29 protein-coding genes are annotated in these 25,830 nt (G+C 47.3%); 9 read left to right on the top strand and 20 right to left on the bottom strand.

The features are described from left to right. Nucleotides 1-124: 124 nt before the first annotated feature. Both rpmF and CHH53_RS02815 read right to left on the bottom strand, forming a co-directional pair. On the bottom strand, nt 125-298 hold the full coding sequence (gene rpmF / locus CHH53_RS02820; protein WP_095214603.1) for a 50S ribosomal protein L32: 174 nt from the start codon (nt 296-298) through the stop codon (nt 125-127). Between the two features lie 31 nt (nt 299-329). Then, a complete protein-coding gene (locus CHH53_RS02815) occupies nt 330-845 on the bottom strand; it encodes a YceD family protein (protein ID WP_095214602.1) in 516 nt (171 codons plus the stop codon). 329 nt (nt 846-1,174) lie between these two features. Between CHH53_RS02815 and CHH53_RS02810 the strand changes: the two genes are divergently transcribed. Further along, nucleotides 1,175-2,362, top strand: coding sequence for a nucleotidyltransferase (locus tag CHH53_RS02810; RefSeq protein ID WP_095214601.1), 1,188 nt, complete (start codon nt 1,175-1,177; stop codon nt 2,360-2,362). Between the two features lie 37 nt (nt 2,363-2,399). Here the strand turns inward: CHH53_RS02810 and CHH53_RS02805 are convergent, their stop codons facing one another. Further along, nucleotides 2,400-3,422 (bottom strand): SepM family pheromone-processing serine protease, encoded by a 1,023-nt coding sequence (locus CHH53_RS02805; RefSeq protein WP_095214600.1) that lies wholly within the window; start codon nt 3,420-3,422, stop codon nt 2,400-2,402. A 175-nt stretch (nt 3,423-3,597) separates the two neighbouring features. Here CHH53_RS02805 and ylbJ point away from each other — a divergent pair, with 175 nt between their 5' ends. Further along, complete coding sequence (ylbJ, locus tag CHH53_RS02800; RefSeq protein ID WP_369819855.1) at nt 3,598-4,785, top strand: sporulation integral membrane protein YlbJ; 1,188 nt, start codon at nt 3,598-3,600, stop codon at nt 4,783-4,785. Here ylbJ and coaD read toward each other — a convergent pair. From coaD to cyoE, 9 genes are all read right to left on the bottom strand, one after another. Continuing rightward, a complete protein-coding gene (gene coaD / locus CHH53_RS02795) occupies nt 4,782-5,255 on the bottom strand; it encodes a pantetheine-phosphate adenylyltransferase (protein WP_095214599.1) in 474 nt (157 codons plus the stop codon). The two genes, ylbJ and coaD, sit on opposite strands and share 4 nt — an antisense overlap. Further along, nucleotides 5,252-5,821, bottom strand: a complete 570-nt coding sequence (gene rsmD / locus CHH53_RS02790; protein ID WP_095214598.1) for a 16S rRNA (guanine(966)-N(2))-methyltransferase RsmD — start codon at nt 5,819-5,821, stop codon at nt 5,252-5,254. Before rsmD ends, coaD begins: the two co-directional genes overlap by 4 nt. Before the next feature lie 213 nt (nt 5,822-6,034). Next, nucleotides 6,035-6,310: a YlbG family protein gene (locus CHH53_RS02785; RefSeq protein WP_093726711.1), complete on the bottom strand. Its 276-nt coding sequence runs from the start codon at nt 6,308-6,310 to the stop codon at nt 6,035-6,037. Between the two features lie 103 nt (nt 6,311-6,413). Beyond that, complete coding sequence (locus CHH53_RS02780; protein WP_095214597.1) at nt 6,414-6,851, bottom strand: YlbF/YmcA family competence regulator; 438 nt, start codon at nt 6,849-6,851, stop codon at nt 6,414-6,416. 50 nt (nt 6,852-6,901) lie between these two features. Further along, nucleotides 6,902-7,135 (bottom strand): YlbE-like family protein, encoded by a 234-nt coding sequence (locus CHH53_RS02775; protein ID WP_095214596.1) that lies wholly within the window; start codon nt 7,133-7,135, stop codon nt 6,902-6,904. Between the two features lie 14 nt (nt 7,136-7,149). Then, nucleotides 7,150-7,548: a YlbD family protein gene (gene ylbD / locus CHH53_RS02770; RefSeq protein ID WP_158221465.1), complete on the bottom strand. Its 399-nt coding sequence runs from the start codon at nt 7,546-7,548 to the stop codon at nt 7,150-7,152. 100 nt (nt 7,549-7,648) lie between these two features. Next, a complete protein-coding gene (locus CHH53_RS02765) occupies nt 7,649-8,674 on the bottom strand; it encodes a CAP domain-containing protein (RefSeq protein ID WP_095214594.1) in 1,026 nt (341 codons plus the stop codon). An 81-nt stretch (nt 8,675-8,755) separates the two neighbouring features. Then, nucleotides 8,756-9,277: a GNAT family N-acetyltransferase gene (locus CHH53_RS02760; protein ID WP_158221464.1), complete on the bottom strand. Its 522-nt coding sequence runs from the start codon at nt 9,275-9,277 to the stop codon at nt 8,756-8,758. 112 nt (nt 9,278-9,389) lie between these two features. Continuing rightward, on the bottom strand, nt 9,390-10,316 hold the full coding sequence (gene cyoE, locus CHH53_RS02755; RefSeq protein WP_233134810.1) for a heme o synthase: 927 nt from the start codon (nt 10,314-10,316) through the stop codon (nt 9,390-9,392). A gap of 272 nt (nt 10,317-10,588) precedes the next feature. On the opposite strand from cyoE, the gene CHH53_RS02750 reads away from it, so the two are divergent. Further along, entirely contained in the window at nt 10,589-11,494 is a 906-nt protein-coding gene (locus tag CHH53_RS02750; RefSeq protein ID WP_095214591.1) for a COX15/CtaA family protein, read from the top strand. Nucleotides 11,495-11,529: 35 nt separating this feature from the next. Here the strand turns inward: CHH53_RS02750 and pyc are convergent, their stop codons facing one another. The 3 genes from pyc to CHH53_RS02735 form a co-directional block, all read right to left on the bottom strand. Next, nucleotides 11,530-14,973, bottom strand: coding sequence for a pyruvate carboxylase (pyc, locus tag CHH53_RS02745; protein WP_095214590.1), 3,444 nt, complete (start codon nt 14,971-14,973; stop codon nt 11,530-11,532). Beyond that, complete coding sequence (ftsW, locus tag CHH53_RS02740; protein WP_095214589.1) at nt 14,961-16,205, bottom strand: putative lipid II flippase FtsW; 1,245 nt, start codon at nt 16,203-16,205, stop codon at nt 14,961-14,963. The genes pyc and ftsW overlap by 13 nt, the downstream gene beginning before the upstream one ends. Before the next feature lie 147 nt (nt 16,206-16,352). After that, nucleotides 16,353-16,643, bottom strand: a complete 291-nt coding sequence (locus CHH53_RS02735) for an Fpa/YlaN family protein (RefSeq protein ID WP_038559874.1) — start codon at nt 16,641-16,643, stop codon at nt 16,353-16,355. A 164-nt stretch (nt 16,644-16,807) separates the two neighbouring features. On the opposite strand from CHH53_RS02735, the gene CHH53_RS02730 reads away from it, so the two are divergent. The 3 genes from CHH53_RS02730 (at nt 16,808) to CHH53_RS17250 (ending at nt 17,775) form a co-directional block, all read left to right on the top strand. Continuing rightward, entirely contained in the window at nt 16,808-17,272 is a 465-nt protein-coding gene (locus tag CHH53_RS02730; RefSeq protein ID WP_095214588.1) for a hypothetical protein, read from the top strand. A gap of 118 nt (nt 17,273-17,390) precedes the next feature. Beyond that, nucleotides 17,391-17,594 carry a YlaI family protein gene (locus CHH53_RS02725; RefSeq protein ID WP_095214587.1) on the top strand — a complete coding sequence of 68 codons (204 nt, stop codon included), beginning with the start codon at nt 17,391-17,393 and terminating at the stop codon, nt 17,592-17,594. A 16-nt stretch (nt 17,595-17,610) separates the two neighbouring features. After that, nucleotides 17,611-17,775, top strand: coding sequence for a DUF5325 family protein (locus CHH53_RS17250; RefSeq protein ID WP_158221463.1), 165 nt, complete (start codon nt 17,611-17,613; stop codon nt 17,773-17,775). A 26-nt stretch (nt 17,776-17,801) separates the two neighbouring features. Here the strand turns inward: CHH53_RS17250 and CHH53_RS02720 are convergent, their stop codons facing one another. Continuing rightward, nucleotides 17,802-18,605: an inositol monophosphatase family protein gene (locus CHH53_RS02720; RefSeq protein WP_369819853.1), complete on the bottom strand. Its 804-nt coding sequence runs from the start codon at nt 18,603-18,605 to the stop codon at nt 17,802-17,804. A 40-nt stretch (nt 18,606-18,645) separates the two neighbouring features. After that, nucleotides 18,646-18,834 (bottom strand): hypothetical protein, encoded by a 189-nt coding sequence (locus CHH53_RS02715; RefSeq protein ID WP_095214585.1) that lies wholly within the window; start codon nt 18,832-18,834, stop codon nt 18,646-18,648. A gap of 139 nt (nt 18,835-18,973) precedes the next feature. On the opposite strand from CHH53_RS02715, the gene CHH53_RS02710 reads away from it, so the two are divergent. Continuing rightward, nucleotides 18,974-19,600, top strand: a complete 627-nt coding sequence (locus tag CHH53_RS02710) for a YktB family protein (protein WP_233134794.1) — start codon at nt 18,974-18,976, stop codon at nt 19,598-19,600. A 40-nt stretch (nt 19,601-19,640) separates the two neighbouring features. Here CHH53_RS02710 and CHH53_RS02705 read toward each other — a convergent pair whose 3' ends face one another. Next, nucleotides 19,641-19,910, bottom strand: a complete 270-nt coding sequence (locus tag CHH53_RS02705) for a UPF0223 family protein (protein ID WP_095214583.1) — start codon at nt 19,908-19,910, stop codon at nt 19,641-19,643. A gap of 125 nt (nt 19,911-20,035) precedes the next feature. On the opposite strand from CHH53_RS02705, the gene CHH53_RS02700 reads away from it, so the two are divergent. Further along, the gene (locus tag CHH53_RS02700; RefSeq protein ID WP_095214582.1) at nt 20,036-21,508 is read left to right on the top strand and encodes an aminotransferase class I/II-fold pyridoxal phosphate-dependent enzyme; all 1,473 of its coding nucleotides are present in this window, start codon (nt 20,036-20,038) and stop codon (nt 21,506-21,508) included. Nucleotides 21,509-21,533: 25 nt separating this feature from the next. Here the strand turns inward: CHH53_RS02700 and CHH53_RS02695 are convergent, their stop codons facing one another. Next, nucleotides 21,534-22,361, bottom strand: coding sequence for a polysaccharide deacetylase family protein (locus tag CHH53_RS02695; protein ID WP_233134793.1), 828 nt, complete (start codon nt 22,359-22,361; stop codon nt 21,534-21,536). A gap of 210 nt (nt 22,362-22,571) precedes the next feature. On the opposite strand from CHH53_RS02695, the gene CHH53_RS02690 reads away from it, so the two are divergent. Next, the gene (locus tag CHH53_RS02690) at nt 22,572-24,140 is read left to right on the top strand and encodes a glycine betaine uptake BCCT transporter (protein WP_095214581.1); all 1,569 of its coding nucleotides are present in this window, start codon (nt 22,572-22,574) and stop codon (nt 24,138-24,140) included. Nucleotides 24,141-24,419: 279 nt separating this feature from the next. Here the strand turns inward: CHH53_RS02690 and lpdA are convergent, their stop codons facing one another. Beyond that, nucleotides 24,420-25,829: a dihydrolipoyl dehydrogenase gene (gene lpdA, locus CHH53_RS02685; protein WP_095214580.1), complete on the bottom strand. Its 1,410-nt coding sequence runs from the start codon at nt 25,827-25,829 to the stop codon at nt 24,420-24,422. Nucleotide 25,830 lies beyond the last annotated feature (1 nt).

Here is a 25,830-nt window from a genome sequence, read left to right as displayed (position 1 = left end):
ATGCTTCCCCCCTCTTCCATTCTGCTATCAATGTATGCAAGAGGGGAAAATACTAGACTAGAAAAAGGACGATAGAATATAAAAAAACATCTGCCGGCAATATTGCCGGCAGATGTCGTCTTTCTTACGCCTCAACCACTGCTTTTCCATCGTAATGTCCGCAAGATCTGCAAACGTGGTGTGGTTTTGTAAGTTCTCCACAGTTAGAGCATTCTACCATTCCAGGTACATGCAATTTTTTGTGTGTACGGCGTTGGTTTTTGACTTTTTTAGAAGTTCTTCTTTTAGGTACTGCCACGGTCCTACACCTCCTTCAATCGTTACAATGCTTATTCGTCGTCCTTCTTCAAGAGAGCCTGCAGCTTCTCAAGTCTCGGATCGATCTTGTCCTGCTGGGCTTCCTCACTGGCAAGCTGCCAGCCTTCTCCCTCTGTCACGGCATCATCATATACCTGCTGATCATCGGAAAATACACGAAAAGGAACATCCAAGAGGATATTTTCCTCTATATACGGTTTCAAGTCAAGCAGTTCTCCCTCAACAGGATGAATCTCCGACTCGTCATCCGCACTTGCATAAGGAGACAGCGTAAACAATTCAATCGCGTCGATATGAAATTCGTACGGCACATCCACCAAAGTACGCGCACATGGCAAAATCATCTTGCCATCGATTGCGAACTTGACAGTAATGTCGTTTCCATATGATGTAGCCTGACCGCTGACCTTCACCGGATCAATTCGACGAATGTCATTCTTGCCCTGGATGTCTGACACATCCACTTGCTCTGTAAATTCGAAAGGTTCAAGACCTTTGGCTTTAAGCTTTTGAACCGGAATTTTCACGTTAATTCACCTCATGGCAACAAAAGTAATTGTAAAAAAAAACAGAAGCTTTGTCAATATATTTTCTTTACACCACGGCAATAATTAGCCTATATTCATAGTAACAGAAACGAAAAGTGAAGAAAACCGTTCAGGAGCGAAGAAGGAAGCGAGAAAGCCCGGAAGGAGGCGTCCTTCCTCCTGCAGGGATTTATCACTTCCGGCGCAGCTCCTGGTTTTCGGAACTGGACAACACCCGAAAAGCGAAGAAAACCGTTCAGGAGCGAAGAAGGAAGCGAGAAAGCCCGGAAACTTCACCTGACACAACACACACCGAAAGGAGCCTATTTATGAAGTCATGCGGCCTCATCGTCGAATATAACCCTTTGCATAACGGTCATGTTTATCATATACAGCAGGCGCAGAAATTAACCGGCAGCGACTGTATGATTGCGGTGATGAGCGGGAATTTCACACAGCGTGGTGAACCTGCCATTTTGCATAAGTTCAGCCGGACAAAGACGGCGCTTTCTGCCGGGATCGATTTGGTTATTGAATTGCCTTTCCTATTCGCCGTCCAGCATGCCGACCTGTTTGCCAAAGGAGCTGTTTCCATTCTGCATGCCCTGCAAGCTGACCATTTGGTTTTCGGTTCTGAAGATGGATCGATTGCAGCATTCCATCGGGCATTGTCCGGCCAGCAGGCGAATCAGGCAGCATTTGAGTCGGTTTTGAAACAGAAGCTCGGCAATGGGTTATCCTATCCTGAAGCAAACCGGGCAGCATATGAAGCCGTCGGGATGGATTCCTCCCTTGATCTTGGCAGTCCGAATAATATTTTAGGTTTCGCTTATATGAAGGCCGCCGAGGAGCTGGGCACCCGTTTGCAGGTACATACAATCCGCCGTATCGAAGCAGGCTATCATGATCAGTCCATTTCCGGTCCTATTGCAAGTGCCACCTCTATCCGGACTGCTTGGCTCGACAATGATAAAGAAGCAGTCAAACAAGCAGTACCCGGGAGCACATATGAACTATTATCTGGAGAATATCTTCATGGCTGGGAAGAATATTTCCCGCTTTTACGCTATCTCATCCTCACTCGGCCTGCAGAAATGCTGCGCCAGATCCAGGGAATGGAGGAAGGATTGGAATATCGATTCAAGAAATATATAAATCAGTCGCAGGATTTCAAACATTTTCTGACGCTGATCAAAACAAAACGATACACATGGACGAGGCTGCAGCGCGTATGCGTCCATTTGCTTTCCAATACCCAAAAACAATTCGCCGACGAGCATCTGGAAGGACCTGCATGCCCTTATATCCGTGTACTTGGCATGACTAAAAAGGGACAGGCATTCCTCGCTTCCCGAAAAAAACAGCTTGATGTGCCGCTTTATACACAATTGAAGGATGGCGTGCATCCAATTTCCGATTTGGAGCTGCAAGCAGCAGATGCGTATTACAGTATCTTGCCACCTGAAATTGCAGCTGCATCCCGAAGGCAGGAAATTTCCCCGCCCATCTTCGTATAATAAAAAAGGATGCATCGCTGTGATGCATCCTTTTTGTTTATTTGGCCGGCATTTGTTCTAAGTAGTCTTTCGCATCTTCAAATGTATCGACCGATATGATTTTCATATCTGTACCGATGTCTTCTGCAGTTTGTTTGGCCACTTCAAAGTTGGAATCTTCAGCCCCTTGCTCATTCGGGGCAAAGAAGATATCACAGCCCTCTTTATCCGCTGCTACAACCTTTTTATCGATTCCGCCGATGCGGCCGACATTGCCTTCATAATCCACTTCACCTGTCCCGCAGATCTGATAGCCCTTCGTCAAATCTTCTTCTTCCAGCTGATCATAGATTTCCAAACTGAACATCAGCCCGGCACTCGGTCCGCCGATTTGGCCGCTTGAGAAAGTGACTTTCGGATCCTCTGTCACATCGCGATCGGTGACGAGTGTTATACCGATTCCAGGTATTTGGGTATCAGGAAGCGCTTGGAGCTTCAGCTTCTTCTCCAGCTGTTCATCATCCCGCTCTATTTGCAGGGTAATGGTATCGCCTATTTTTTTGGAAGTGACATAGTCGGTCAGATCAGCTGCTTCTTTCACTTCCTGGCCATCCACGGCTGTAATGAGATCGCCCTGCTTCAGCTGGCCGTCCGCAGGCAGGCCTTTGACTACGGAGACGACGTACACGCCTTTATAATCGATTTGCAAATCCGCACCAGCTGCCTTGTAGGCAACGACTGTGGATGCTTCCTGCGAGCTTTCCATTTGCATCAGCTGTGCTTGTGTATATTCCTCTTCGGAAATCCCCTCCGGTATGACATCTTCCAATTTTTCTATTTGGTGATAAGGAAGTATTTTAGCCATCACATATTGGAATGGTGTCGCCTGTCCGCCACGCACGGTGACTAGATGCATATCGCCTTCGCTCTTGTCGCTGCCCTCTACGGATACGATCGGATCAAGAGCATCTGCTGCACCCGGCTTGTATACATAATACGGCATTCTGTAAACACCGGAGAAACAAAAGACGATAAGCAGCAGCAGAATGACGAACAGGATATAACGTTTGTTCTGTTTCATCTGTTCAGTTCCCCTTCTGTGCCCGCTATCTTCACTTATTCAGAAGAAGAAGCATATTTCCCTTTTGAGCACGCGTATAGTTAAGATAGCCTGTACAAATCGGCTGTATTTAAGTGTACTACTTCGAATTCAAGAAGTACAGTTGTCACAAATCGGAGGGATAGTTGTGCAAAAAATGAAATCGGTTCTGCTGGCTGGTTCTGCATTATTGTTGGCATTCAGTCTTATCATGTATCCTGACCCTTCCCTGCAGGCCAGCATTCGTGGATTGAATATGTGGTGGGAAGTGGTTTTTCCATCCCTCCTGCCTTTTTTCATAACTGCAGAACTGCTGATTGCTTTTGGCATGGTACGTTTCATCGGTGTTTTCTGCGAACCGATCATGCGGCCATTATTCAATGTCCCTGGCGTCGGCAGTTTCGTATTGGCTATGGGCATGGCAAGCGGCTATCCTTCAGGCGCAAAGCTGACAAGCCGCCTGCGTCAGGAAAAACAGCTTACGAAAATCGAAGCTGAGCGACTTGTATCATTTACAAATGCCAGCAACCCCCTTTTCATCGTCGGCGTCATTGCCGTGAGTTTTTTCGGAGATGCAGAGCTGGGCATCCTGCTTGCCATTGCGCATTATGGAGGGAATATCCTGGTGGGGATTTGCATGCGTTTCTATGGCCGTACGGAATCCCGCTCTAGTTATGTACGGGAAAAAGGATTGGTCAACAGAGCTTTCCGGGAGCTGCACGAAACGAGAATGGCGGATAAAAGGCCATTCGGTAAGATCTTTGGGGATGCCGTCGTCAATTCCATCCAAACCTTGCTCATGATCGGCGGATTCATCATTATGTTCTCTGTTTTCAATAAGCTATTATTCATTTTAGGTATCACGGATTTACTGGCCAATGGGCTCCGGATCGTGACGGCTATCTTCGGTGTTCCGGCAGACTTGGTCGTCCCGATGTTTTCCGGCTTATTCGAAATCACGATGGGCGGCCAAATGATTGCCCAAGCAGCGGGATCGAACTTCTTTTTCCCCATTATCGTCGTCAGCTTCATCCTTGCTTTCAACGGCTTTTCAGTACAAGCTCAAGTAGCCAGCATCCTTGCCGAGACAGATATCCGTTTCGCCCCTTATTTCTTTGCACGCCTGCTGCATGGATTCATTGCAGCCGGATTAGCCGCCACCCTATTCGGGCCGCTTTATGGCAACCATCAAGAAACAAGCCTGGCTGCATTCTTACAAGAAAAAACAGCTCCCGATACAATTACGGAGCTGCTTCATGAACTAGCATCTGTCGGACCTGCTTTCACCATCATCATGCTTGCCATGGCTGCATTGATCCTGATGAAACGCCGAATGATGGATTAAAACTTTTGCTTGATGGCTTCCTGTACAGGAGCCGGCACGAGCTTGCTGACATCGGCACCGAAGCTTGCCGCCTCCTTGACGATGCTGGAGCTCAGGAAGCTGTAGGCCGAATCTGCCGTAATGAAGAGCGTCTCCAATCCGGGTTCCAAGTGACGGTTGATTCCGCTGATTTGCATCTCACTTTCAAAATCGCTCACAGCCCGCAATCCGCGGATCAATACCTTAGCATCATGTTTCCTGGCAAAGTCGACAGTCAAACCCTCGGCCCTGGCAACCGATACATTCGGTAAATGTTTAACGGACTGCCTTAAAAGCTCCATTCGCTCCGCTTCATTAAAAAGCGGTTTCTTCTTGCTGTTGACTGCCACGGCAACAATCACTTTCTCGAATATAGCTGCCGCCCGCTGAATGATATCGACATGGCCATTGGTTACCGGATCAAAGGATCCTGGGTACATTGCAATCGTCATTGCTCATCCTCCCGCGCAACTTGATAGATCGTAATTGCAGTTGTATTTCCATAGACATCCCTTTTCACTGCTTGCAATCCAGCGATGAACTCTGGCAGCTCCTTCTTGGCATCGTGTTCACAGACAATGCGGCCATGTGGCTGTAGTATGCCAGCTTCGCTGATTCGCTCGAGCAAGTCCTCGTATGACATCTTTTGATAAGGCGGATCCAAAAAAATCAGGCTGAATCGTTTTTCCCTTTTCGCGACGGCCTTCAGTGCGCGCAGAGCATCGTTCCGATAAACTTCCGCCTGATGTGTCAGCCTTAGTGCAGTCAGATTCTGCTTGATCGTTTCGACGGCTTTGCCTTGCTTATCGACAAAAATACAATGTGTCATTCCCCTGCTCAATGCCTCGATGCCCAGTCCGCCGCTCCCTGCAAACAAATCAAGGCATTCCCCTCCATCAAAAAAAGGACCAAGCACTGAGAACAGGCTTTCCTTCACTTTGTCCGTCGTCGGTCTTGTAAGCTGGTTCGGCACAGCCTTCAATGCCCTTCCTTTATGCTCCCCTGCAATAACTCGCATCACATTACACTCCTTCAAAAAAACGATGTATATTCCTTCCTGAACCGGACCATACTGTACTATTGAAGCGGCTATCACGCTAATAGCTGCTTCATGAACACGGAGAAGACTTACGTTTCCCCATAAGCTCTTCCTCCGGTTTCTCCTCTCCCTTTGCCTGTTGTTTTCACTGGAAACAAAGGCGCCTGCAGGGCATTTCCCTGCAGGCTTTTTTTATATCCCGATCTTATAATCGTATTCTTTCGCTTTATCCTGTTTCGCATTCTCGAAATCGGTACGAACGAATGGACGATAGCTCAGGGCAGTCCTGGAAACGAACGGCAGTCTTTGCAATGCCGCTTCCTTCTCTTCGGCCTCCTCCATATTCACATAAATCATTGCATACTTCTGCTTCTTGGATACGAAAACCAAATGTCCGTGCCGCTTCAGCTGCTTGATATTTTTCATATGCTGGAACCATACGACGATTCCCTGCCGTTTTGTCAACATAAATGATGTTCCTCGCTTTACAGCTTTTTTCTTAGTGTAGCAAAGCCTGGCCCCTCGGAGCAACACAAAAAAACCGGCAAGCTAAAAAGCTTGCCGGATAATGTCAGGAAGCACACCCGCAGGCGCCGCCGCTTCCGCAGCCGCAGCCGGAGTCCTTCCAAGCTGCCCCTGCCCGCGGTGCCTTGACATTCTCGCTCACTGTTACAGCGAGTTTGGCACTAATATCATCAAGCAGTTTTTGCAGATTCCGTTCTGCTATCTTAAAGGCCGCAACGTTGGCATCCATATCCATCTCACGCTTCTTGCTGCGGATTTCCTTCATGATGAAGCTGTAATCAGGGTGGTATCGGCCGAATCGCTGCACTTCTTCATATTGTTCCTTTATTGCTGTGAATGCGTCGATTTTAGCTTTCGTCTCACTATCCTGGTAGAGCTTGGCTTGCGCGGAGCTATATGCTGCCATGACATCTGATTCACGAATCATCTGCCCCAATCGCTCAGATTTCTCCAATAGTTCAACGAATTCCATAGTTGCAAACATAGAACCACCTCCCCTACTATCATACCAAATAATAGGGAAATGAAAAGTGTTTAATCCCGCATCGCCCTCGCCATTTGTATCAGCATATTGACCATGCTCAGCTGCTCCCCGAATTGTCCGATGCGCTGTGGTACCGTTCTGCCGTAGAAATGCTTCGCCTGTTTTTCCAGCTCGGCGAATGCGTCCGGATCACGGGCGAGTGTACGATACCATATCGGATGAAGCCTGACAAAACGGAGCAATTCCTCCCGATGCTGCAGCCTTTGATATATTTCCTGCCGCATCATTCAACCTCCCTTTAGTCCCTGTGGAAAAATGTGGGTGCCTGCTTCTTTGCCGGCAGCTGCTGCTTGACTCCTTGATATTGGGCTATCAATTGCTTGATATTATCCAGTGCACCATTCAGCTGATGGATATGACCCTGCAGTTTCTGCAAATCGAATTGATTTGCCATGCCCATCACCTTATTGAACATCTCTTTGCCTGCTTCCTGTGACTCTGTATCCGCTCTCCCTGTCTGTTCTTCGTTTTCTTTATATGCCTGCCAGCTTGGATCCTCCTCACCCAACAATACCCACTTTTCATAGTAAGGCTGCCATCCTGTCTGATTTTGCCTGACCTCACGGATCAGCTTTGGATGCTGTTGGACGAATTGTCTGAATGCCTGGATCGAAGGATGCAAATTCGTATCTGACATTGCCATTCATCTCCTAACCTGAATATGACCCTCTCTGCCCAATATATGAAAAAACAGGTGCAATGACACAAATGACCGGGATCCTTTAACGGAAACCCGGTCATTGCAAGAGGAAGTTCTGGGTATAGTAATAACGATACACACCCACCCCAAGTTCTTCATATGTTGCATCAAGCATCGTTTTTCGGTGACCCTCGCTGTTCAGCCAGCCGATCATTGCTGCCGGGGCATCTGTATAGCCAGCGGCAATATTCTCCCCCGCACTTTGGAAACGCACTTGACCATCTGCCAGTCTGTCACCCAGCTCCTCGCCATTCGGCGTCACATGTGAGAAATACTGCTGTTTTTGCATATCCTCACTATGACCGAGGGCAACCGCCGCAACTTCGTCATTCCATTTCAATGGCGGGACATCGAAATGTGCACGCAAGACATTGGTTATATCGATGATTTGCTGCTCCATCCCATCCTGCACTTGCTGCCAATCATCGTCGGAAAGCTGCGGCTGCTCAGGCAGCCCGCCTGTATAGGTCACATCGTATGGCCGTTCCAAGATCAGCTGTTCGTCAGTCAGCACACGGACTGCCGTAAGTTCATCATCGAAGGTATCAAAGTAAAATTGGGCGAACAGCCCATCCCCGATTTGGGCAAGCGGCTGGATCTGCTGATCCTTCTCCTTTAGCTTGAATGTGTACCGATTGCTTCCATAACGAAAAGATACCTCTTCCTCAAGAGGATAATCCTCTTCCACTTCCTCACGGCTTGCGCCGATTTCTGTTTTGGCAAGCGATGCTTCGCCGACTGCGAAGGCAGTGATGATGCGATCATCCTTTACGCCATACTGGGCATAGGCATCGCCTTTATCATATATATACCAATCATAGCCGTAAGAGGATTTGTCAATTCTATCCGGTTCGCCTTGATCCTCTTTTAATGTTTCCGGTTCCTGGTTGATCCACCGTTCCATATCGCCGTTCGGCTTCTGGGCAGCTTCTGCTTTTTGCGCATTCTCAGTATTTTTCTGTCTTGCATCCTGGGCTGGGCCAAGATAATCATCTTTATTCCAAAAGAACAGAACACCCGCCCCCACTACGAGAAGCAATAACACAATTCGCAAGCTCTTCAAGCATCCTGCCCCCTTTCCATCAGTTGCCCCCTATTATAATATAAATCCCAATCCAGAGATAGCCGACTCCTTCGACAAGCTTCACATACCATCTGCTGGCAGCAGGTGACCGTATGTCCTGAACTGGACCAAACCGTCAATCTCACCAAGCTTCCGGAAGCCGCATCTTGTCAAAACTTGCTGCTTATCTGCTTCCTCCGGTTTACAGAAGGCATGGATCGTTTCGATGCCATGCTGCAAAAGCCAATCGCAAATGCCCACGATTGCTTCATCCTCATACCTTTTTCCTGACATCTCCTTGCGAATATGGAAATGCAGCTCCGCTTGCATCGTGTCATATACCGGTTGTTTAACCATGATATGCCCGACCATTTCCTTCTTGTATTTTGTATGCAGGATCCACGGTCCGAATCCGGATTTTATCAGCCCAGTTTCCATTTCCTCTAAATAAAAGGGCAGCTCTGCTTTCAAAGCATTCGTCGGCCAATCGGTCACATACGATATACCCTGCTCATAGAAGAAGGTGACCGGGTAGCGAACGAGCTGCTTCCCCATTTCCAGTGTCATAGCTTTCAAATTCAAGCGCGGTGTTTCCATATCCATTCCATTTCCCTCTCTCCAAAAAAGCACATTTACCATTCTATTCCCGTAATTTCCATCTCCATAAACACAAAAAAAGACACCTCCTTATAAAGGAAGCATCTTCGCAATAGGATCAGAATATCGCAGGAGTTGTAAATACTACAAGCGCGATAAAGAAAATCATCAAGTAATTCAGGCTGTAGACAAACATCCATGTAGCCCATTTCAAGTCATCTTTCATGAAGAATCCAGCAATGCCGATCGCAAGCCACCCAACATTCAATACGCTGGCAATGGCGACGAACACGGTTCCTAGCGTTGTTAAGTAAAATGGCAGCGGAAGCAAACATGCTGTGTAAACGACAATCTGACGTTTCGTGATTCCGAAGCCATAAACCGATGGCAGCATCGGTATATTCGCAGCCTTGTAATCTTCCGCTTTTCTCATGGCCAAGGCCAAGAAATGCGGTGTCTGCCAGATGAACATGATGGCGAAAACGATCCAAGCCTCTGTGCTCAAGCTTCCATCGATGGCGGCATAACCGATCAGCGGCGGAACCGCGCCGGAAAAGCTTCCGATCGCAGTATTGATTGTGTAGCGGCGCTTGGACCACATCGTATAAAGCACTACATAAGCAAACCAGCCGAACATGCCGATTAGTGCTGCTTGCCATGTTGTAAGGAAAAGGAATACCACACCGAGGACCGTGAAGCCGATCCCCATCGTAAGTACGACAGAAAGAGGGATGGTACCTGTTACAGTCGGCCGTTTCTTCGTCCTCTGCATGATATGATCAATGTCACGATCATAATAGTTATTGATGACACAACCGCCTGCAATGACCAGCCCGCTGCCGATCATCATGTAAATAAATGCGGGGATATGGTCGACAAATTGCTCATTTGTCATATAAAGTGCGAGCCAGAAACCACCGAAAGCGGTCAATAGATTCGAATTTATAATACCTGTTTTTATAAGTGCTTTAAAGTCTGTCCAAAGACTAGTGGCAGAATCAGCCTGTTCGGCGCCATTCAACACTTGTGAAGAAGTTGATTCGATTTTTTCCACACCAGCACATCCTTTCTGCTTGGTTACACATAATTCTTGTATTCTATCACACTTTTTACATTGTAACACGTCAGACTTCTTCAAATGAAACGGTTTATGACAATTTGCTGAACTAACTCCAGTCTTTACAGCTTATTGCTAAAATAGACGGTCACAGGTCATAAAATTGACAAGAAATTCTTCTATTTTAAAAGCCCTTTCGTGTTACGATAGGCATGATTATTTTTATCATTGCTTAAAGTCTGTATAAGAGGTGTTCATACATGAAATTATTGAAATTCTTATCGGTGATCGGCAGTGTGGGGATGCTGTTCGTCCTATTGGGCGGCGCCCTGGTCACCAAAACGGGATCCGAAGATGGATGCGGACAGAGCTGGCCATTATGTGAAGGGGCTTTGACCAATATCACACCGGAATTGGTCATTGAATCCGCCCATCGTTTCGTTTCTTCGGCAATGGGCGTCGTCATCATCTTGCTTGCAATCCTCGCATGGCGAAAAATCGGACACATCCGCGAAGTGAAATTCCTGTCCGTAGTGGCTGTATTCTTTCTGATTCTCCAAGCACTGATCGGTGCTGCAGCAGTTGTTTGGCAGCAATCGGACACCGTGCTGGCACTTCATTTCGGCATTTCGCTGATTTCTTTCGCTTCTGTCCTGCTGCTTACCCTTTTGGTTTTCGAAGTGGACAAGAAGTTTGATGCGCGCGCACTTGTGATCAGAAAAGGAATGCGGATCCAATTTTATCTGCATACCATTTTCATTTATCTCGTCGTCTATACCGGAGCCCTTGTACGGCATATGAATGCCAGTCTTGTATGCGGGGACTTCCCGCTCTGTTCCAACTCTGATCCAGGTCTCTTTGGGTTAAGCACGGCACAGATGGTACAGATGCTCCATCGCGGCGCTGCCATGCTGGCGCTTGTCTGGTCCTTCATCATCATGGTGCAAGTGATCCGCCGTTACAAAGAGCATGCAGTGATGTCCAAAGGCTGGATCATCAGCTTCTGTCTCTTGGCAGCACAAGCAATAGCCGGTGTGCTTGTCATTTTCACCGGTATGAATCTATTTGTAGCCCTGCTCCATTCTTTGATCATCAGCGTCTACTTCGGAATAATGACGTATTATATCATGCTGTCCTTCCGCAGCGCGAAATATGAAAAGGAATAAAAAAATCCACTGCCGTGTCGGCAGTGGATTTTCCTTTATTCAAATTCCAAAAGCAGATCTCCGACTTGAATTGGCTCTCCATCCTTTACATGGACATCTTTGATGGTTCCATCGAATGGCGCCTGCACCGTCGTTTCCATCTTCATTGCCTCCGTGACGAGCAGCTGCTGCCCTTTTTGCACTTGCTCACCAGCAGCTACCAACGCCCTGATGACAGTTCCAGGCATCGTTGCACCGATATGTTTCTTGTTCTGTTTATCCGCTTTCGGTGTCGTTTTGACTGTTGCCTGCACCTGTTCATCACGCACAAGCACCTCACGAGGCTGTCCATTGAACTCAAAGTATATCGTCCGCATTGCATCCGGACCGGCCTCGCCTATTGCGACCAGCTTGACGATCAAGGTTTTCCCTGGTTCGATTTCCACTTCGATTTCTTCATCCAGCTTCATGCCATAGAAGAATGTCGGTGTAGTCAGAACGGATAGATCTCCATAGGCTTCCTTGAATGCCGCATACGTTTCGAACACCTTCGGATAGAGGGAATATGCCACGATATCCTGCTCGGTAGCTTCATCCACCATCTTTTCCTGGAGCTCACTCCGCAGCTGATCAAAATCCACTGGCGGAAGCAATTCACCAGGGCGGGCTGTAATCACTTCCCGATCCTTCACGATCACCTTCTGCAGCTCTTTCGGGAACCCGCCATATGGCTGTCCAAGATAGCCTTGCGCGAATTCGATTACAGAGTCCGGGAAATCGAGTGAAGCTCCTTTTTCAATGACACTATTTTCATCCAAGTCGTTTTGCACCATGAATAATGCCATATCGCCGACCACCTTGGAGGATGGCGTTACTTTGATGACATCCCCGAATAAGTCATTCACCCTTCTGTACATGACTTTCACTTCGTCCCAACGATCGCCCAGCCCGACCGCATTCGCCTGCTGCAGCAGATTGCTGTATTGACCGCCCGGCATTTCATGCAAATAGACTTCTGCATGCGGGGCTTTCATGCCGCTCTCGAAGTCACTGTATTGATTGCGCACATCTTCCCAATATAATCCGAGTTCATCATAATTCCCGACATTGATGGATGGTCGGCGCTCCATCCCCTGCATGGCGTGATAAAATGTGCTGGCACTCGGCTGAGAAGTCAGACCCGCCATGGAACCTGCTGCAACATCGACTACATCCACACCAGCTTCTACGGCCTTCACATATGTCAGTACGCCATTTCCGCTTGTATCATGCGTGTGCAAATGAATCGGCAGCGATACGGCATCCTTCAAAGCACTGACAAGGTCATAGGCAGCCTGCGGTTTAAGGAGACCTGCCATATCCTTGATCCCGATGATGTGGGCACCGGCCGCTTCCAGCTCCTTCGCCATCTTCGTATAATATGCAAGATCGTATTTCGTCCGGGATGGATCGAGGATATCTCCGCTGTAGCAAAGCGCAGCTTCTGCCACCTTGTTTTGATTGCGCACGGCTTCGATTGCCGGCTTCATATTTTCAATCCAGTTCAAGCTGTCGAAGATACGATATACGTCGATACCGGCTTCTGCGCTTTCTTTGATAAACTTCTCCACGACGTTGTCCGGATAATTCTTATAACCGACTGCATTGCTTGCACGGAGTAGCATCTGGAATAATACATTCGGCATTCTGTCCCGAAGTTTGGCCAGCCTCTCCCAAGGATCTTCCTTCAGGAATCGATAAGCGACATCGAAGGTCGCTCCTCCCCACATCTCGACTGAGAATAAGTTAGGCAATAGCTTGGAAGTCGGTTCGGCAATCGCCAATAGATCTTTTGTCCGGACACGAGTTGCAAGCAGTGATTGGTGTGCATCGCGGAAAGTAGTATCCGTCAGCAATACCTCTTCCTGTTCCTTCAGCCAGTTTGCCAGCCCTTCAGGACCATGGGCATCCAGGATTTGTTTCGTACCATTTTGATATTCGAGCCCTTTGTCAAGCTTAGGAATCCTCGGTTTCGGAAAATCAGGCTTTTCGACTTTACCGCTGCCATCGAACCCATTCACGGTTGTATAGCCAATATACTGAAGCATCTTCGTTCCTCTATCCTGCCGTTTAGGGAAAACGAATAATTCAGGTGTTTCATCAATGAAGTTAGTCGTATAGTCAGCTGACAGGAATTTTTCATGCAGGATGACATTTTCAAGGAACGGTATGTTGGTCTTGATACCGCGAATCCTGAACTCCCGCAGGTTCCTTTCCATCTTGTAAGCTGCTTGTCTGTAGTCCGCGGCCCAAGTCGATACCTTTACCAGCAGGGAATCATAGTAGGAACTGATGACGGAACCCTGGAAGGCATTTCCGCCATCCAGACGGACACCGAATCCACCGCCGGAGCGATAAGCCATGATTTTACCTGTATCGGGCATAAAGTTATTAAGCGGGTCCTCCGTTGTGACACGAGCCTGGATTGCATAGCCATTCGTTTTGATCTCAGATTGCGGGGGAATGTTAAGGCGTTCATCCGACAGGCTGTACCCCTGTGCCAGAAGCAGCTGCGTTTGAACGATATCCACGCCGGTGACCAATTCGGTGATTGTATGTTCCACTTGCACACGCGGATTCACTTCGATGAAGTAGAACTTATCATCTGCCACAAGGAATTCGACTGTCCCAGCATTCAAATAGGAAACATTTTTCATTAATTTGACTGCCGCATCACAAATATCGGCCCGAAGCGTTTCAGGAAGTCCGACACTCGGAGCTACTTCGATCACTTTTTGATGTCTTCGCTGTATCGAACAGTCACGCTCGAACAAATGGATGACATTCCCCGCATTGTCCCCTAGGATCTGCACTTCGATGTGCTTCGGATTTTCGATTAATTTTTCCACGTATACTTCATCACTGCCGAACGCAGCTTTCGCTTCTGATTTCGCTCGCTCGTACGCTTCAGCCAGCTCCCCGGCAGATCGAACGACACGCATGCCGCGGCCTCCGCCGCCCAAGGAAGCTTTGATGATGATTGGATAGCCATGGCTGTCGGTGAATGCTTTCGCTTCATCCAGGCCTTTGATCGGTCCGTCACTTCCGGGGATTACCGGTATTTCCGCAAGCAGGGCTTGCTGTCTTGCTTTCACTTTATCCCCGAACATATCAAGCTGTTCACTGCGCGGACCAATGAAGATTATGCCTTCCTCTTCACAGCGTCTGGCAAAATGAATGTTTTCCGATAGGAATCCATAACCCGGATGGATGGCATCTGCACCGGAAGTTTTTGCAATTTCTAGAATATTCTCGATATCAAGATAGGCATCGATCGGCTTCTTGCCTTCGCCCACCAAATATGCTTCATCCGCTTTGAAGCGGTGACTGGAAGATTTGTCCTCCTTTGAATAAATCGCGACCGTCTGTATCCCAAGCTCGACACAAGCCCGGAATACACGGATCGCAATTTCACCTCTGTTTGCTACCAGTACCTTATTGATTCCCCTTAGTTCGTCCATCGTTCTCCTCCTCTAGTCTTTCCCCTTGTTTGTGTAGTTGTACTAGTGGTGCGGATCCTCTGTCGATTGGAGGGACGTCTGCCCCGCTTGTCCTGCGTGAAGGTACTCTCTGTCACGAGCAGTTCTTGTGAACGTACATGCCTTGCAATATTATTCAGAATACCCATCGAAGCGAATAAAATCATCAAGGATGTACCGCCGTAACTGACAAATGGCAGTGTCACACCTGTAATTGGCAATAGACCGGTGATTGCACCCAGGTTGATGAAAGTCTGGATCCCCACCATCGACGAAATGCCTATTGCCAATAAAGAACCGAAGCTGTCACGGCATTGCTTGGCAATGTAGAAGCCGCGCAACACGATGATCGCCAGCATAGCCAAAACAGCGGCCACACCGATGAATCCCAGCTCTTCGGCTATGACGGCCATGATGAAATCCGTATGCGGTTCCGGCAAATAACCCAGCTTCTGGACTCCCTGTCCCAGCCCATCGCCGAAAATGCCGCCATTGCCGATTGCAAGATAAGATTGGACCAATTGAAACCCGTCATCCTGTACATGCTCCTCATCGAATGGCTGATAGGCACCTGTAAAACGGGAAATCCGTTCTTCATTGACCATGTGGGGCAATACAGCCAATATCAATACAACACCAGCCAATATCAGGATAGACAAATGCTTGAACCGTATCCCCGCACTAAGGATGATCGAGCAGGAAATCAGGAATACAATCGATGCAGAGCCTACATCAGGCTGGATGACGATCAAGCCTAATACCATCCCCAATACAATCAAAGGCGGCAGGACACCTTTTGAAAAGCTATGCAGATATTTCTGTTTTTTGGCGTAAACTGCCGCCAGATAAATGATCATACCAACTTTCGCCAGCTCTGCAGGCTGCAGGCTGAAGAACCCAAGATTGAACCAGGACCTTGATCCATTCACCTTGCCCGTGAACAAGACGCCCACAAGCATGATGATGATGATGACCATGATCGGCTTGATCCATTTCTGGAATTTTTGATAGGGCACAAGGCAGAAAAAGGCAAAGACAGGCAGTGCCAAACATATCCAAATCAAGGTCCTGACAAAGAATGCAGTAGCTGGTTCGCCGAACTTGACAACCGCAACTGTATAGCTTGCACTGTAAACCATCACGGCTCCGAAAGCTGTCAGCAGCAATGGTGTGAATAGTAAAGTAAAATCGAAATTACGCAATCTTTTTTTCATCTTAAAGCTCCCATAGTATGTATTTTACGAACTTCTTAATCCGCCAGATTCATAGAATAATAAAAAAACCCCGCCAAATTAAAGGGCAATGGGGTTTCATCTTTCATATGGGATGCCCGTACAATTGCAGACGGCCTGCCGGTCCTGTTACGGACGCATAGACCGCTGTGCCGCTTCATGCAGCACATTCAACTGCCTTTCCAAGTTTTCAAGAAGCTCTTTTCCATCCTCTTCTTTCACAAGGTTCAATCGAATTGCAAAATCTATTTCACGTGACAAACCAAACATTTGTGTATCGAGTACTTCTTCATATAGCGGACACTGCGGCATCGTCAAATTGTCCATCTGTACTTTGATTAATTTAAGTATTTTATCAGCATCCGCCAAAAGAAGGGCATATGCTTTCTCTTGATTACTAACGGTGATCTCAGATATCAATATTATCCCTCCGTTAAACAGACTTCTTCTTTACAATTCTAGCGGTAGTCCTGGTAAATTGCAAGACACGTCCACCTATTAATTTTGTCGAATCATTGTCACTTGTCACATTCTTTATGTTAAGCTATATCTATAGATACTCTGGAAAAGGAAGTGTCGTTTATATGGTAATCACCTTGACAGGGAAAGTGGATTTCCCGCTAACTCTCGATCCATCAGTCTGGATTTTCGATGATCGCAAAATCCTTTTTGAAAACGCTTTTAAAGAAATCGAGCCAGTTCCCGCCGCCGAAGAAAAGCATTGGGACCGCTCTGTCTATCAGCAAAAGATGAAGCCCCCAATCAATAAAAGCCTTACAAGAGAAGAGAGAAAACAGGCATTGGAGAACAGCTATGTCATGCCCATCGCTGATTTTCTCTCCACGGCCGGCATACAGGATGATGCCACGCATGCCGTATTCGTGACAGAAAACGGGGAGGAAATCGTTCCTTTGGACGAGCTTGAGGCCAGTCTGTTCCTATTTGCCATAGATGGTCGCAGCATCAAAGAATCCGGTCCTGCCCACTGCTACCTGCCAAGCAGGAAAGAAGATCCGATCAAGGCCATCCGGCAGATAAAGATCTGCTGAGCTTTCGGTATAGGAACTTCCCCGGGCGGATATGACTGGTAGAGTCTGTCGGCAGCATACGCACATTGGCTCATCGTATGGTAAACTGGAAAAGTATTATACTCTTTGAGGTGATAGCATGCGTGTGCAATGTGTACTCTGCGATAAAGTAGAAGAAATAGATGATGGAAGTCCGCACGCAAAGAAATTGCGGAACCGCCGTAATACGATGCATCTATGCAGCGAATGCTCGGATCGCATCTCCCAGCGGACGAAGGAACGAAAAGCGACCGGTAATTTCAATCTGTACCGGGAAAAGAAGACGGATGAACCTTTAATTTGATAAATGAGGTGAGACGATGTCAAAAGGATTGGCTTTGTTGACCGCCATATTGGTGATTGCCTGCTTCGTAGCCGCAGGTGTGACAATCAGCTACCAAAATTACGGCTGGATGACTTTCGCGATCATTGCCGGATTCTTCATCATGGGGGCCGGAATCTTCGCAAAACGAAAAGGGCAGTAAAAAAAGACGGGATTTCCCGTCTTTTTTCATTTCAATTCAATATAATCCTCGATCAATTCCCGATGGATGCTGCTGTTGGCTGCAACTATCGTTGTCCGATTAAGGAAGTCGACCGGCTCGCCGGCTGCATCAGTCAGCTTGCCTCCCACTTCCTGCAGAAGCACGAAACCGCCTGCGTAATCCCATGGCTGAAGACTGAAGGTCAAATAAGCATCCGTTATCCCTTCAGCAAGGAAGGCAAGCTCCAATGCTGCCGATCCATAAGCACGAGAGCCCATTGCACGATAAATGAGCTGCTGCAGCTTTTCCTCATTCACACGTCGATTAGGACAGAGCCAGAAGTGATTCAGCTCGATGATGGATTGATCGATCGTCTTTTCCGGGAGCATGGGCAGCTTGACATCATCCTTGTAAGCTCCTTCTCCTCGTTTCGCATGATAAAGCGTATCCTCCATCACATTGTAAACTATCCCGATTTCCGCTATACCGTCATGTATGATCCCTACCGATATGGCAAAATTGGTTTTCTGATGGACGAAATTCATCGTACCGTCAATTGGATCGATTATCCAGACTGTTCCTTTCGTTTCGGATACAGCCTCGCCGATGCCTTCCTCCCCCAACACTTTGTGTGATGGGTAGTTTTCCCGGATTTTCTCCAAAAAGAAGGATTCCACTGCCTTGTCCATCTTTGTCACAAGATCTTTCGGGCTTGACTTTGTCATGATCTCCAATGGTTCATCCATCTTCCCTTTGATAAGCCGCCCCGCTTCCAGTACCCACTGCTGTGCTTGCTTATGCAATGTATGCTTCATTGATTGCTCCATCATGTGGTCCCCCATTCTTTCCACTAGCTTATCACAAATATGCTCAGGATTCGAACCGATTCAATTGCTCACTCAGCAACCGAAGCTTCTCCTTCGTTTCCCGAACTGCCTTGTCATCATCTTCCTGCATGGCATCATGCAGTGTCACAAGATAATAATCGATTTCCAGACGTATGGCAGGCACCTTTTCCTCTGCTTCCCTTTTCCTTAAAGCCTCCATCACATCACGCATCTTCGCCCCTCCCATCCTTTGATTCCAATCTGTGAAGTTGTTTCTTTTTACCACTGCAGCGCGGTTTGTAAACCTTTCCTTGCTTGCAATTTACTTTTTGGACAGGTATGATGAAGGGAGATTTCTGCAAGGAGTGACAATGATGACCGCATTATTCACGAAAGAAGATTTCGACGTTTTTTCAATAGATGGATTGGAAGAAAGAATGGAAGTGCTCCGCAGCCGCTTGTCCCCGAAATTGGAAATGCTCGCTGCAGAGCTTGCGCCTTATGCGGAGCAAGTGACAGATCATGATATGTACGTCCATGTCGCAAAGCATGCACGCCGTACGAAGAACCCCCCAAAAGATACATGGTCCGCCCTTGCTTCCAGTAAACGCGGCTATAAGAAACTGCCTCACTTCCAAATCGGGCTTTGGGGTACACATGTATTCGTCCAATTTGCACTTATTTACGAAAGCCCATTGAAGGAAACTGCCGGACGTAAAATGACGGAAGCGAAGGAACAGATTTTGGATTCCATCCCTTCCCACTATGTCTGGTCGATGGATCACATGAAGCCGGATGCTTCCCCTATATCCGAAGAGCTTTTCGACAAGATTGCAGACCGCTTGCAGCATGTCAAAAAAGCAGAGCTTGTCTGCGGCGTCCATTTGCAGCCTGAGGACCCAGCGCTTGCTTCGAAGGAAGCATTCCTTAAAGTATGCAAGGACGTACTGAAGCATACAGCCATCTTGTACGAGCAAGCTGCGTTTGAACCTGTATAACACGGAATCCCCCTCCCGATTTAAGGAAGGGGGATTCTATTTACATTTTAATTTTTTCACCTGAGGCTGCTGCCCTTGCTTTTTTCACCGCTCTATAGCTGGAGTAGCCGGAGTCTTTCTCAAATCTAGCGTCCAGCTGCTTTTCTTCCGATTTGGAAGGTACAATCTGTTTGAAACGTTCGTATGCCAGCAGCAGGTCCTCCCGAAGGATGCCCTCTTCATACGTACGTTCCACCAAAGAAAAGAAATTCACGACATCAATGATTTCCTCTTTTGTCCAAGTTTCATCTATTGGATAGCTGTAATTCATCCTATCCCTCCTTTTCCCTGGATAATAGTGTAACACGAAAATAACTTTCCATGCGATGCTAGCAATCCGGAAGCAGTTTTGCTATAATTCTTTTGTTTTTAACATGTAAAGAGGTGTCAGCTAAGATGTTTTCACAAGAACAAGCACCACTGTTCGATGGTTTGCGCAGGCATGCTGCCAACAAACCATTACAGTTCCATATCCCAGGACATAAAACCGGAAAGGGAATGGATCAGGAATTCTCAGCATTCATAGGTGAGAATGCCCTTTCCGTCGATTTGATAAATATAGAACCACTGGATGACTTGCATCACCCTCATGGTATGATCCAAGAAGCACAGCAGCTTGCAGCCAAAGCCTTCGGAGCGGATTACACATTCTTTTCCGTCCAAGGTACAAGCACACCGATCATGGCTATGGTCATGAGTGTATGCAAACCGGGAGATAAGATCATCGTCCCCCGAAACGTCCATAAATCCGTGACAAGTGCGCTCATCTTTTCCGGCGCCATTCCTGTTTTTGTACATCCTCAGCTGGATCACAAGTTGGGCATTTCACACGGTATCACGCCAGAAGCTGTTGAGAAGGCTTTGGAGGCGAATCCGGATGCAAAAGCTGTACTAGTCATCAATCCGACATATTTCGGGGTGGCTGCCGATTTAGCCCGTATCGTCGATATATCCCATCGTTTTCAAGTGCCTGTCCTCGTCGATGAAGCACACGGCGTCCACATTCATTTTCATGATGACATGCCTGTTTCGGCGATGGCTGCAGGGGCAGATCTTGCCGCTACCAGTGTGCATAAGCTTGGCGGTTCTTTGACACAGAGCTCGATTTTGAATTTGCGTGAGGGGTTGGTGCGGCATGAACAAGTACAAACGGTGCTTTCCATGCTCACTTCCACGAGTACTTCTTACATCCTGCTGGCATCCCTCGATGCTGCGCGCCGGCAGCTTGCCACCAAAGGGCGGGAAATGAACGCCCATGCCATCAGGCTGGCAAATGACGCCCGAAAGCAAATAAATGACATAGACGGTCTGTATTGTGCAGGGGAAGAAATCTTGGGCTCAGAAGCAGCATTCGCCATGGATCGGACCAAACTGCTGGTATCGGTGAAACAGCTCGGTATATCAGGAAGTGACGCAGAACGCTGGCTGCGGAAGGAAAAAAATATCGAGGTCGAGCTTTCCGACTTGTATAACCTGCTGTTCTTGATTACACCTGCTGATACAGAAAATGAGATCCGGCAGCTCGTGGATGCACTGGCAGATTTGGCAGATCTTCACCAAGCAGATATCTCGTCCGCGGAATTGGAAGTGTCCGTTCCTGAAATACCGGTCTTGTCTTTAAGTCCGCGCGATGCTTTTTATGCTGACACCGAAGCCATTCCGCTTGCAGAAGCAGAGGGACGGATCAGCGCTGAGTCCATCATGGTCTATCCGCCAGGAATCCCCATCTTCATTCCAGGTGAAATCATCAGTCCTGATAACATCAGCTATATCAGAAGAAATCTGGATGCAGGATTGCCGGTCCAGGGATTGATGGATGAGTCGATAGAATATATTCGCGTCATCAAAGAACATCGTGCCTTTCAATGAAAAACTCCCCGAACGGGGAGTTTTTTTATGATGGCCGCTCTATTGTGTCCGGATCGACAAGCTGATATCCCTTTGCCCTCAGTCCATTTACGATGTCTGGTATGGCACTGGCTGTCCATTCCCGATCATGCATAAGCAAATTGGCGCCATTACCCAACAATTCAGTATTGACCATGATATCAGCCAAAGCTGCACTGTTCTGGTATTGGCTTTCCCAATCATAACCATAGGTCCAGTTCATCACTGTCATCCCCTCATCTTCTGCCAGCTGTCTGCTGTAATCCGTATTTTCACCGAATGGCGCTCGGAAAAACGCAGGCTTCTCCCCTGTGATTTCCTCTACCTGCTCATCCACTTCAAGAATCTCCTCTTTTATCTCTTCTTCCGTCAGGTCATTTAGATTGGCATGACTGTATGTATGGTTTCCGACCGCAAATCCCATGTCATGTATTTTTTTCAATGTATCTTTCGCATCATCCGTCGTCAGGAAATGACCATTCACAAAGAAGATTGCCGGTGCATCGGCTTCCTTCAATGATTTCGCTATCTCAAGTGCATGCTTATCCGGAGCGTCATCGAAGGTCAAAAGCGCGACCTGTGGTTCGGCATCGTCAAGCGGAACAATGGAAGATACTTCCGACACCTTATATTGTGCCTCCTGGTGCTCTTCTTGCTTGTTTTCCTGTGCTTCCTCAGTCTGCTCCTTTTCAGGAGCTTGTTCTTGATCAACTGAAGTACTCGCCCTTGTTTCGGTCTGTTCAGCCTCATTCCCTGCTTGCTCCGAACTTGCACAGCCGCTGATCAATACACCGGATAAGCATAGGAGCATTGGAAATAATAAAAATTGCTTCACTGTAAAACCCTCCATTTTGACATATTACTGCCATTATAGTGGAAAGTTTTGGACTTGTAATGCAAAAACGTCAAAATATGTCGAGTCCGGGAGAAATATGCAGGTTAAGGTTTATGAATTTGGCAGAACGGGTAGGAAGCTGAAGTAGAGATTGTTATAATAATCATTCATGCAGCATTTTTCAAACTTTAAAGCAGAAAGGATTTATTTATGAAAAAAACGACTAGTGTATTTTGGTGGGGAATTGGTATTGTGGTTGCTTTTCTTATTTGGGGAAGCATTCCACAATCCATCCTGCCGAATGGAAATACTGCAAATGTAACGAATGTCATTCAAACCTTCCTAATCGACCGATTTGGCTGGTTTTATCTGCTGACGGCCACCTTGCTGTTAGGCTTCGCCTTCTTCCTGATTTTTTCGAAGTATGGAAAAATCACGCTCGGAAAACCAGATGACGAACCGGAGTATAGCTATATATCCTGGTTTGCGATGCTATTCAGCGCCGGTATGGGGATCGGTCTTGTATTCTGGGGAGCATCGGAACCTCTCAACCACTTTAATTCCCCTCCAACCGTGGTCGACGAAGCCAGAACAGCTGAAGCTGGCACGACCGCCATCTCTTACAGCTTCTTCCACTGGGGATTGCACCCATGGGCTATTTACGCCACCCTTGCGCTGGCAATTGCCTACTTTACCTTCCGCAAACAATCCAGCGGGGGAGTGATAAGTGCAATTCTGGAACCGGTATTCGGGAAAAGGATTTATGGCCCCCTTGGAAAAATCGTCGATGTAATTGCTGTATTCGCTACCATTTTTGGTGTTGCTACTTCGCTGGGCCTTGGAGCAATCCAAATCAGCGGGGGAATATCGTATTTATTCGAAGGGATCGAACCAACCTTCACGACCGAACTGCTCATCATCGTGGTCGTGACGGTACTCTTTATCGGATCAGCACTAGCCGGCTTGGACAAAGGGATAAAAATCCTTAGTAACGCCAACATAATATTCGCCGTGCTGCTGATGCTTGCCGTACTTTTGCTTGGTCCCACCAATTTCATTCTTGATTCACTCGTTACATCATTGGGACAATATGTCCAGCACCTTCCGGAATGGAGTTTTCGTCTGACGCCATATGATGCAGACAATTCATGGATTGGGGATTGGACATTATTTTATTGGTCTTGGTGGATTGCATGGGCTCCTTTTGTCGCAACCTTCATCGCCAGGGTATCACGCGGCCGTACGATAAGGGAATTTGTGACTGGTGTACTGCTGGTACCGACCATCTTCGGTGCAATCTGGTTCGCTGTATTTGGATCTACAAGCATCAATATGGAGTATTTCCAGAATATCGACCTGTTCAGCGACATTTCATCACTTGGTGAAGAAGTAGGATTGTTCGCCATGCTGTCGCATCTTCCAGGAGGAATGATTCTCTCCATTTTGGCACTGCTGCTTATCGCGACATTTTTCATCACTTCTGCGGATTCAGCGACATTCGTCCTAGGCATGCAAACGACCAATGGAGATTTGAATCCCTCCAAAACGCTCAAATTGATCTGGGGATTGGTTCAATCAGCAACTGCCACCATCTTGTTATGGGTTGGCGGAGAGGATGGTCTTGGAGCACTCCAGACAGCTTCCATCATAGCAGCTTTCCCATTTGCGATCATCATGATTCTCGTTGTATTTTCACTCATCAAGACTTTGAAACAGGAAGTAAAACGTCTTAATTTAATTGACAAGAAGAATAAGCAGACACAAAGGACAGGAGATTAATATCTCCTGTCCTTTCTTTTGCAGGATGGTTCAGCGAAAGCAGGCTGGCATCCTCAAAGTCCGAGACAGCGTTTATGAAATCGGAAGGAATACCGCAGCCGTTCATTCCAAGAATGCAGTACTAAAACTACTCAGAACGCTTTCCGCAAACCGATTATATCGCTGTACTCGGCTCATACTCCTCATTTACTCAGAAAACTGACAAGGATCCGGAGATTGATATGATGTATGGAAAAATAAAAAAAGAGCCTATCCGTCGGGGATAGACTCTTTTTCCAATTATCTTACGATATGGATCGGAGAACCGATTGCAACTTCAGCAGCTTCCATAGTGATTTCACCAAGAGATGGGTGAGCATGGATTGTAAGTGCAATATCTTCAGCTGTGATTCCGGATTCAACCGCAAGACCAAGCTCAGCAATCATATCGCTCGCGTTAGGACCAGCGATTTGAGCACCAAGGATGACACCGTCTTCTTCACGAGTGATAAGTTTCATGAAACCATCACTGTCGTTAAGAGATAGCGCACGTCCGTTTGCAGCGAACGGGAACTTAGCAGCTTTTACTTTGTAGCCGGCATCTTTGGCAGACTGTTCTGTATGACCGACAGATGCAAGTTCAGGCTCAGAGAAGACTACCATCGGAATGCCATTGTAATCGATCGCAGATGGTTTACCGCTGATTGCTTCCGCAGCGATCTTACCTTCGTAAGAAGCCTTGTGCGCAAGCGGAGGACCTGCAACGATATCACCGATTGCATAGATGTTTTCGATGTTTGTGCGGCATTGCTCATCGATTTCGATAAGACCGCGGTCAGTCATCTTGATGCCCACTTCTTCCAAACCAAGTTCGGAAGTGTTCGGACGGCGACCTACAGTCACAAGGACATAATCAGCTTCGATGGTTTCTTCTTTACCTTTTGCTTCGTATGTCACTTTGACACCGTCAGCAGATTCTTCAACGCCTTTAGCCATTGCTTCTGTGACTACGTTCACGCCTTTTTTCTTCAGTCTCTTAGAAACAAGGCTTGTCATTTGTTTCTCGAAACCGCTAAGGATATCTTTCATACCTTCAAGGACTGTTACTTCCGTACCGAAGTTAGCGTAAGCAGTACCAAGCTCGATTCCTACGTAACCGCCGCCGATGACGACAAGTTTCTTAGGAATTTCTTTCAGGTTAAGGGCACCAGTTGAATCCAGGACGCGATCGGAGTATTTGAAAGCAGGAAGTTCGATCGGTGTAGAACCTGTTGCAATGATACAGTTGTTGAAAGTATAGGTTTGGGAAGTTTTCTCATCCATTACTTTCACTGTATTTTTGTCAACGAAGTAAACTTCACCTTTGACAACATCTACTTTGTTACCTTTTAATAGACCGCCGACACCGGAAGTCAGCTTGTTTACAACACTAGCTTTCCAGTCTTGCACTTTGGAGAAGTCCACTTTTGCACCTTCAGTGGAGATACCAAGATCAGCATCGCCATGTGCATATTCCGCTTTGTGACCTGCTTGGATCAATGCTTTGGAAGGAATGCATCCTACGTTCAAGCACACACCGCCAAGGTTTCCTTTTTCAACTACAGTTACTTTTTGACCTTCTTGTGCAGCGCGGATGGCAGCTACATAGCCGCCGGGTCCCGCACCTACCACAAGAGTGTCTAATTCGATCGGAAAGTCTCCTACTACCATT

The organism is Terribacillus sp. 7520-G (assembly GCF_002271665.1).
In the GTDB taxonomy this organism is placed as follows: domain Bacteria; phylum Bacillota; class Bacilli; order Bacillales; family Amphibacillaceae; genus Terribacillus.
This window is presented reverse-complemented; position numbering and strand designations above follow the sequence as displayed.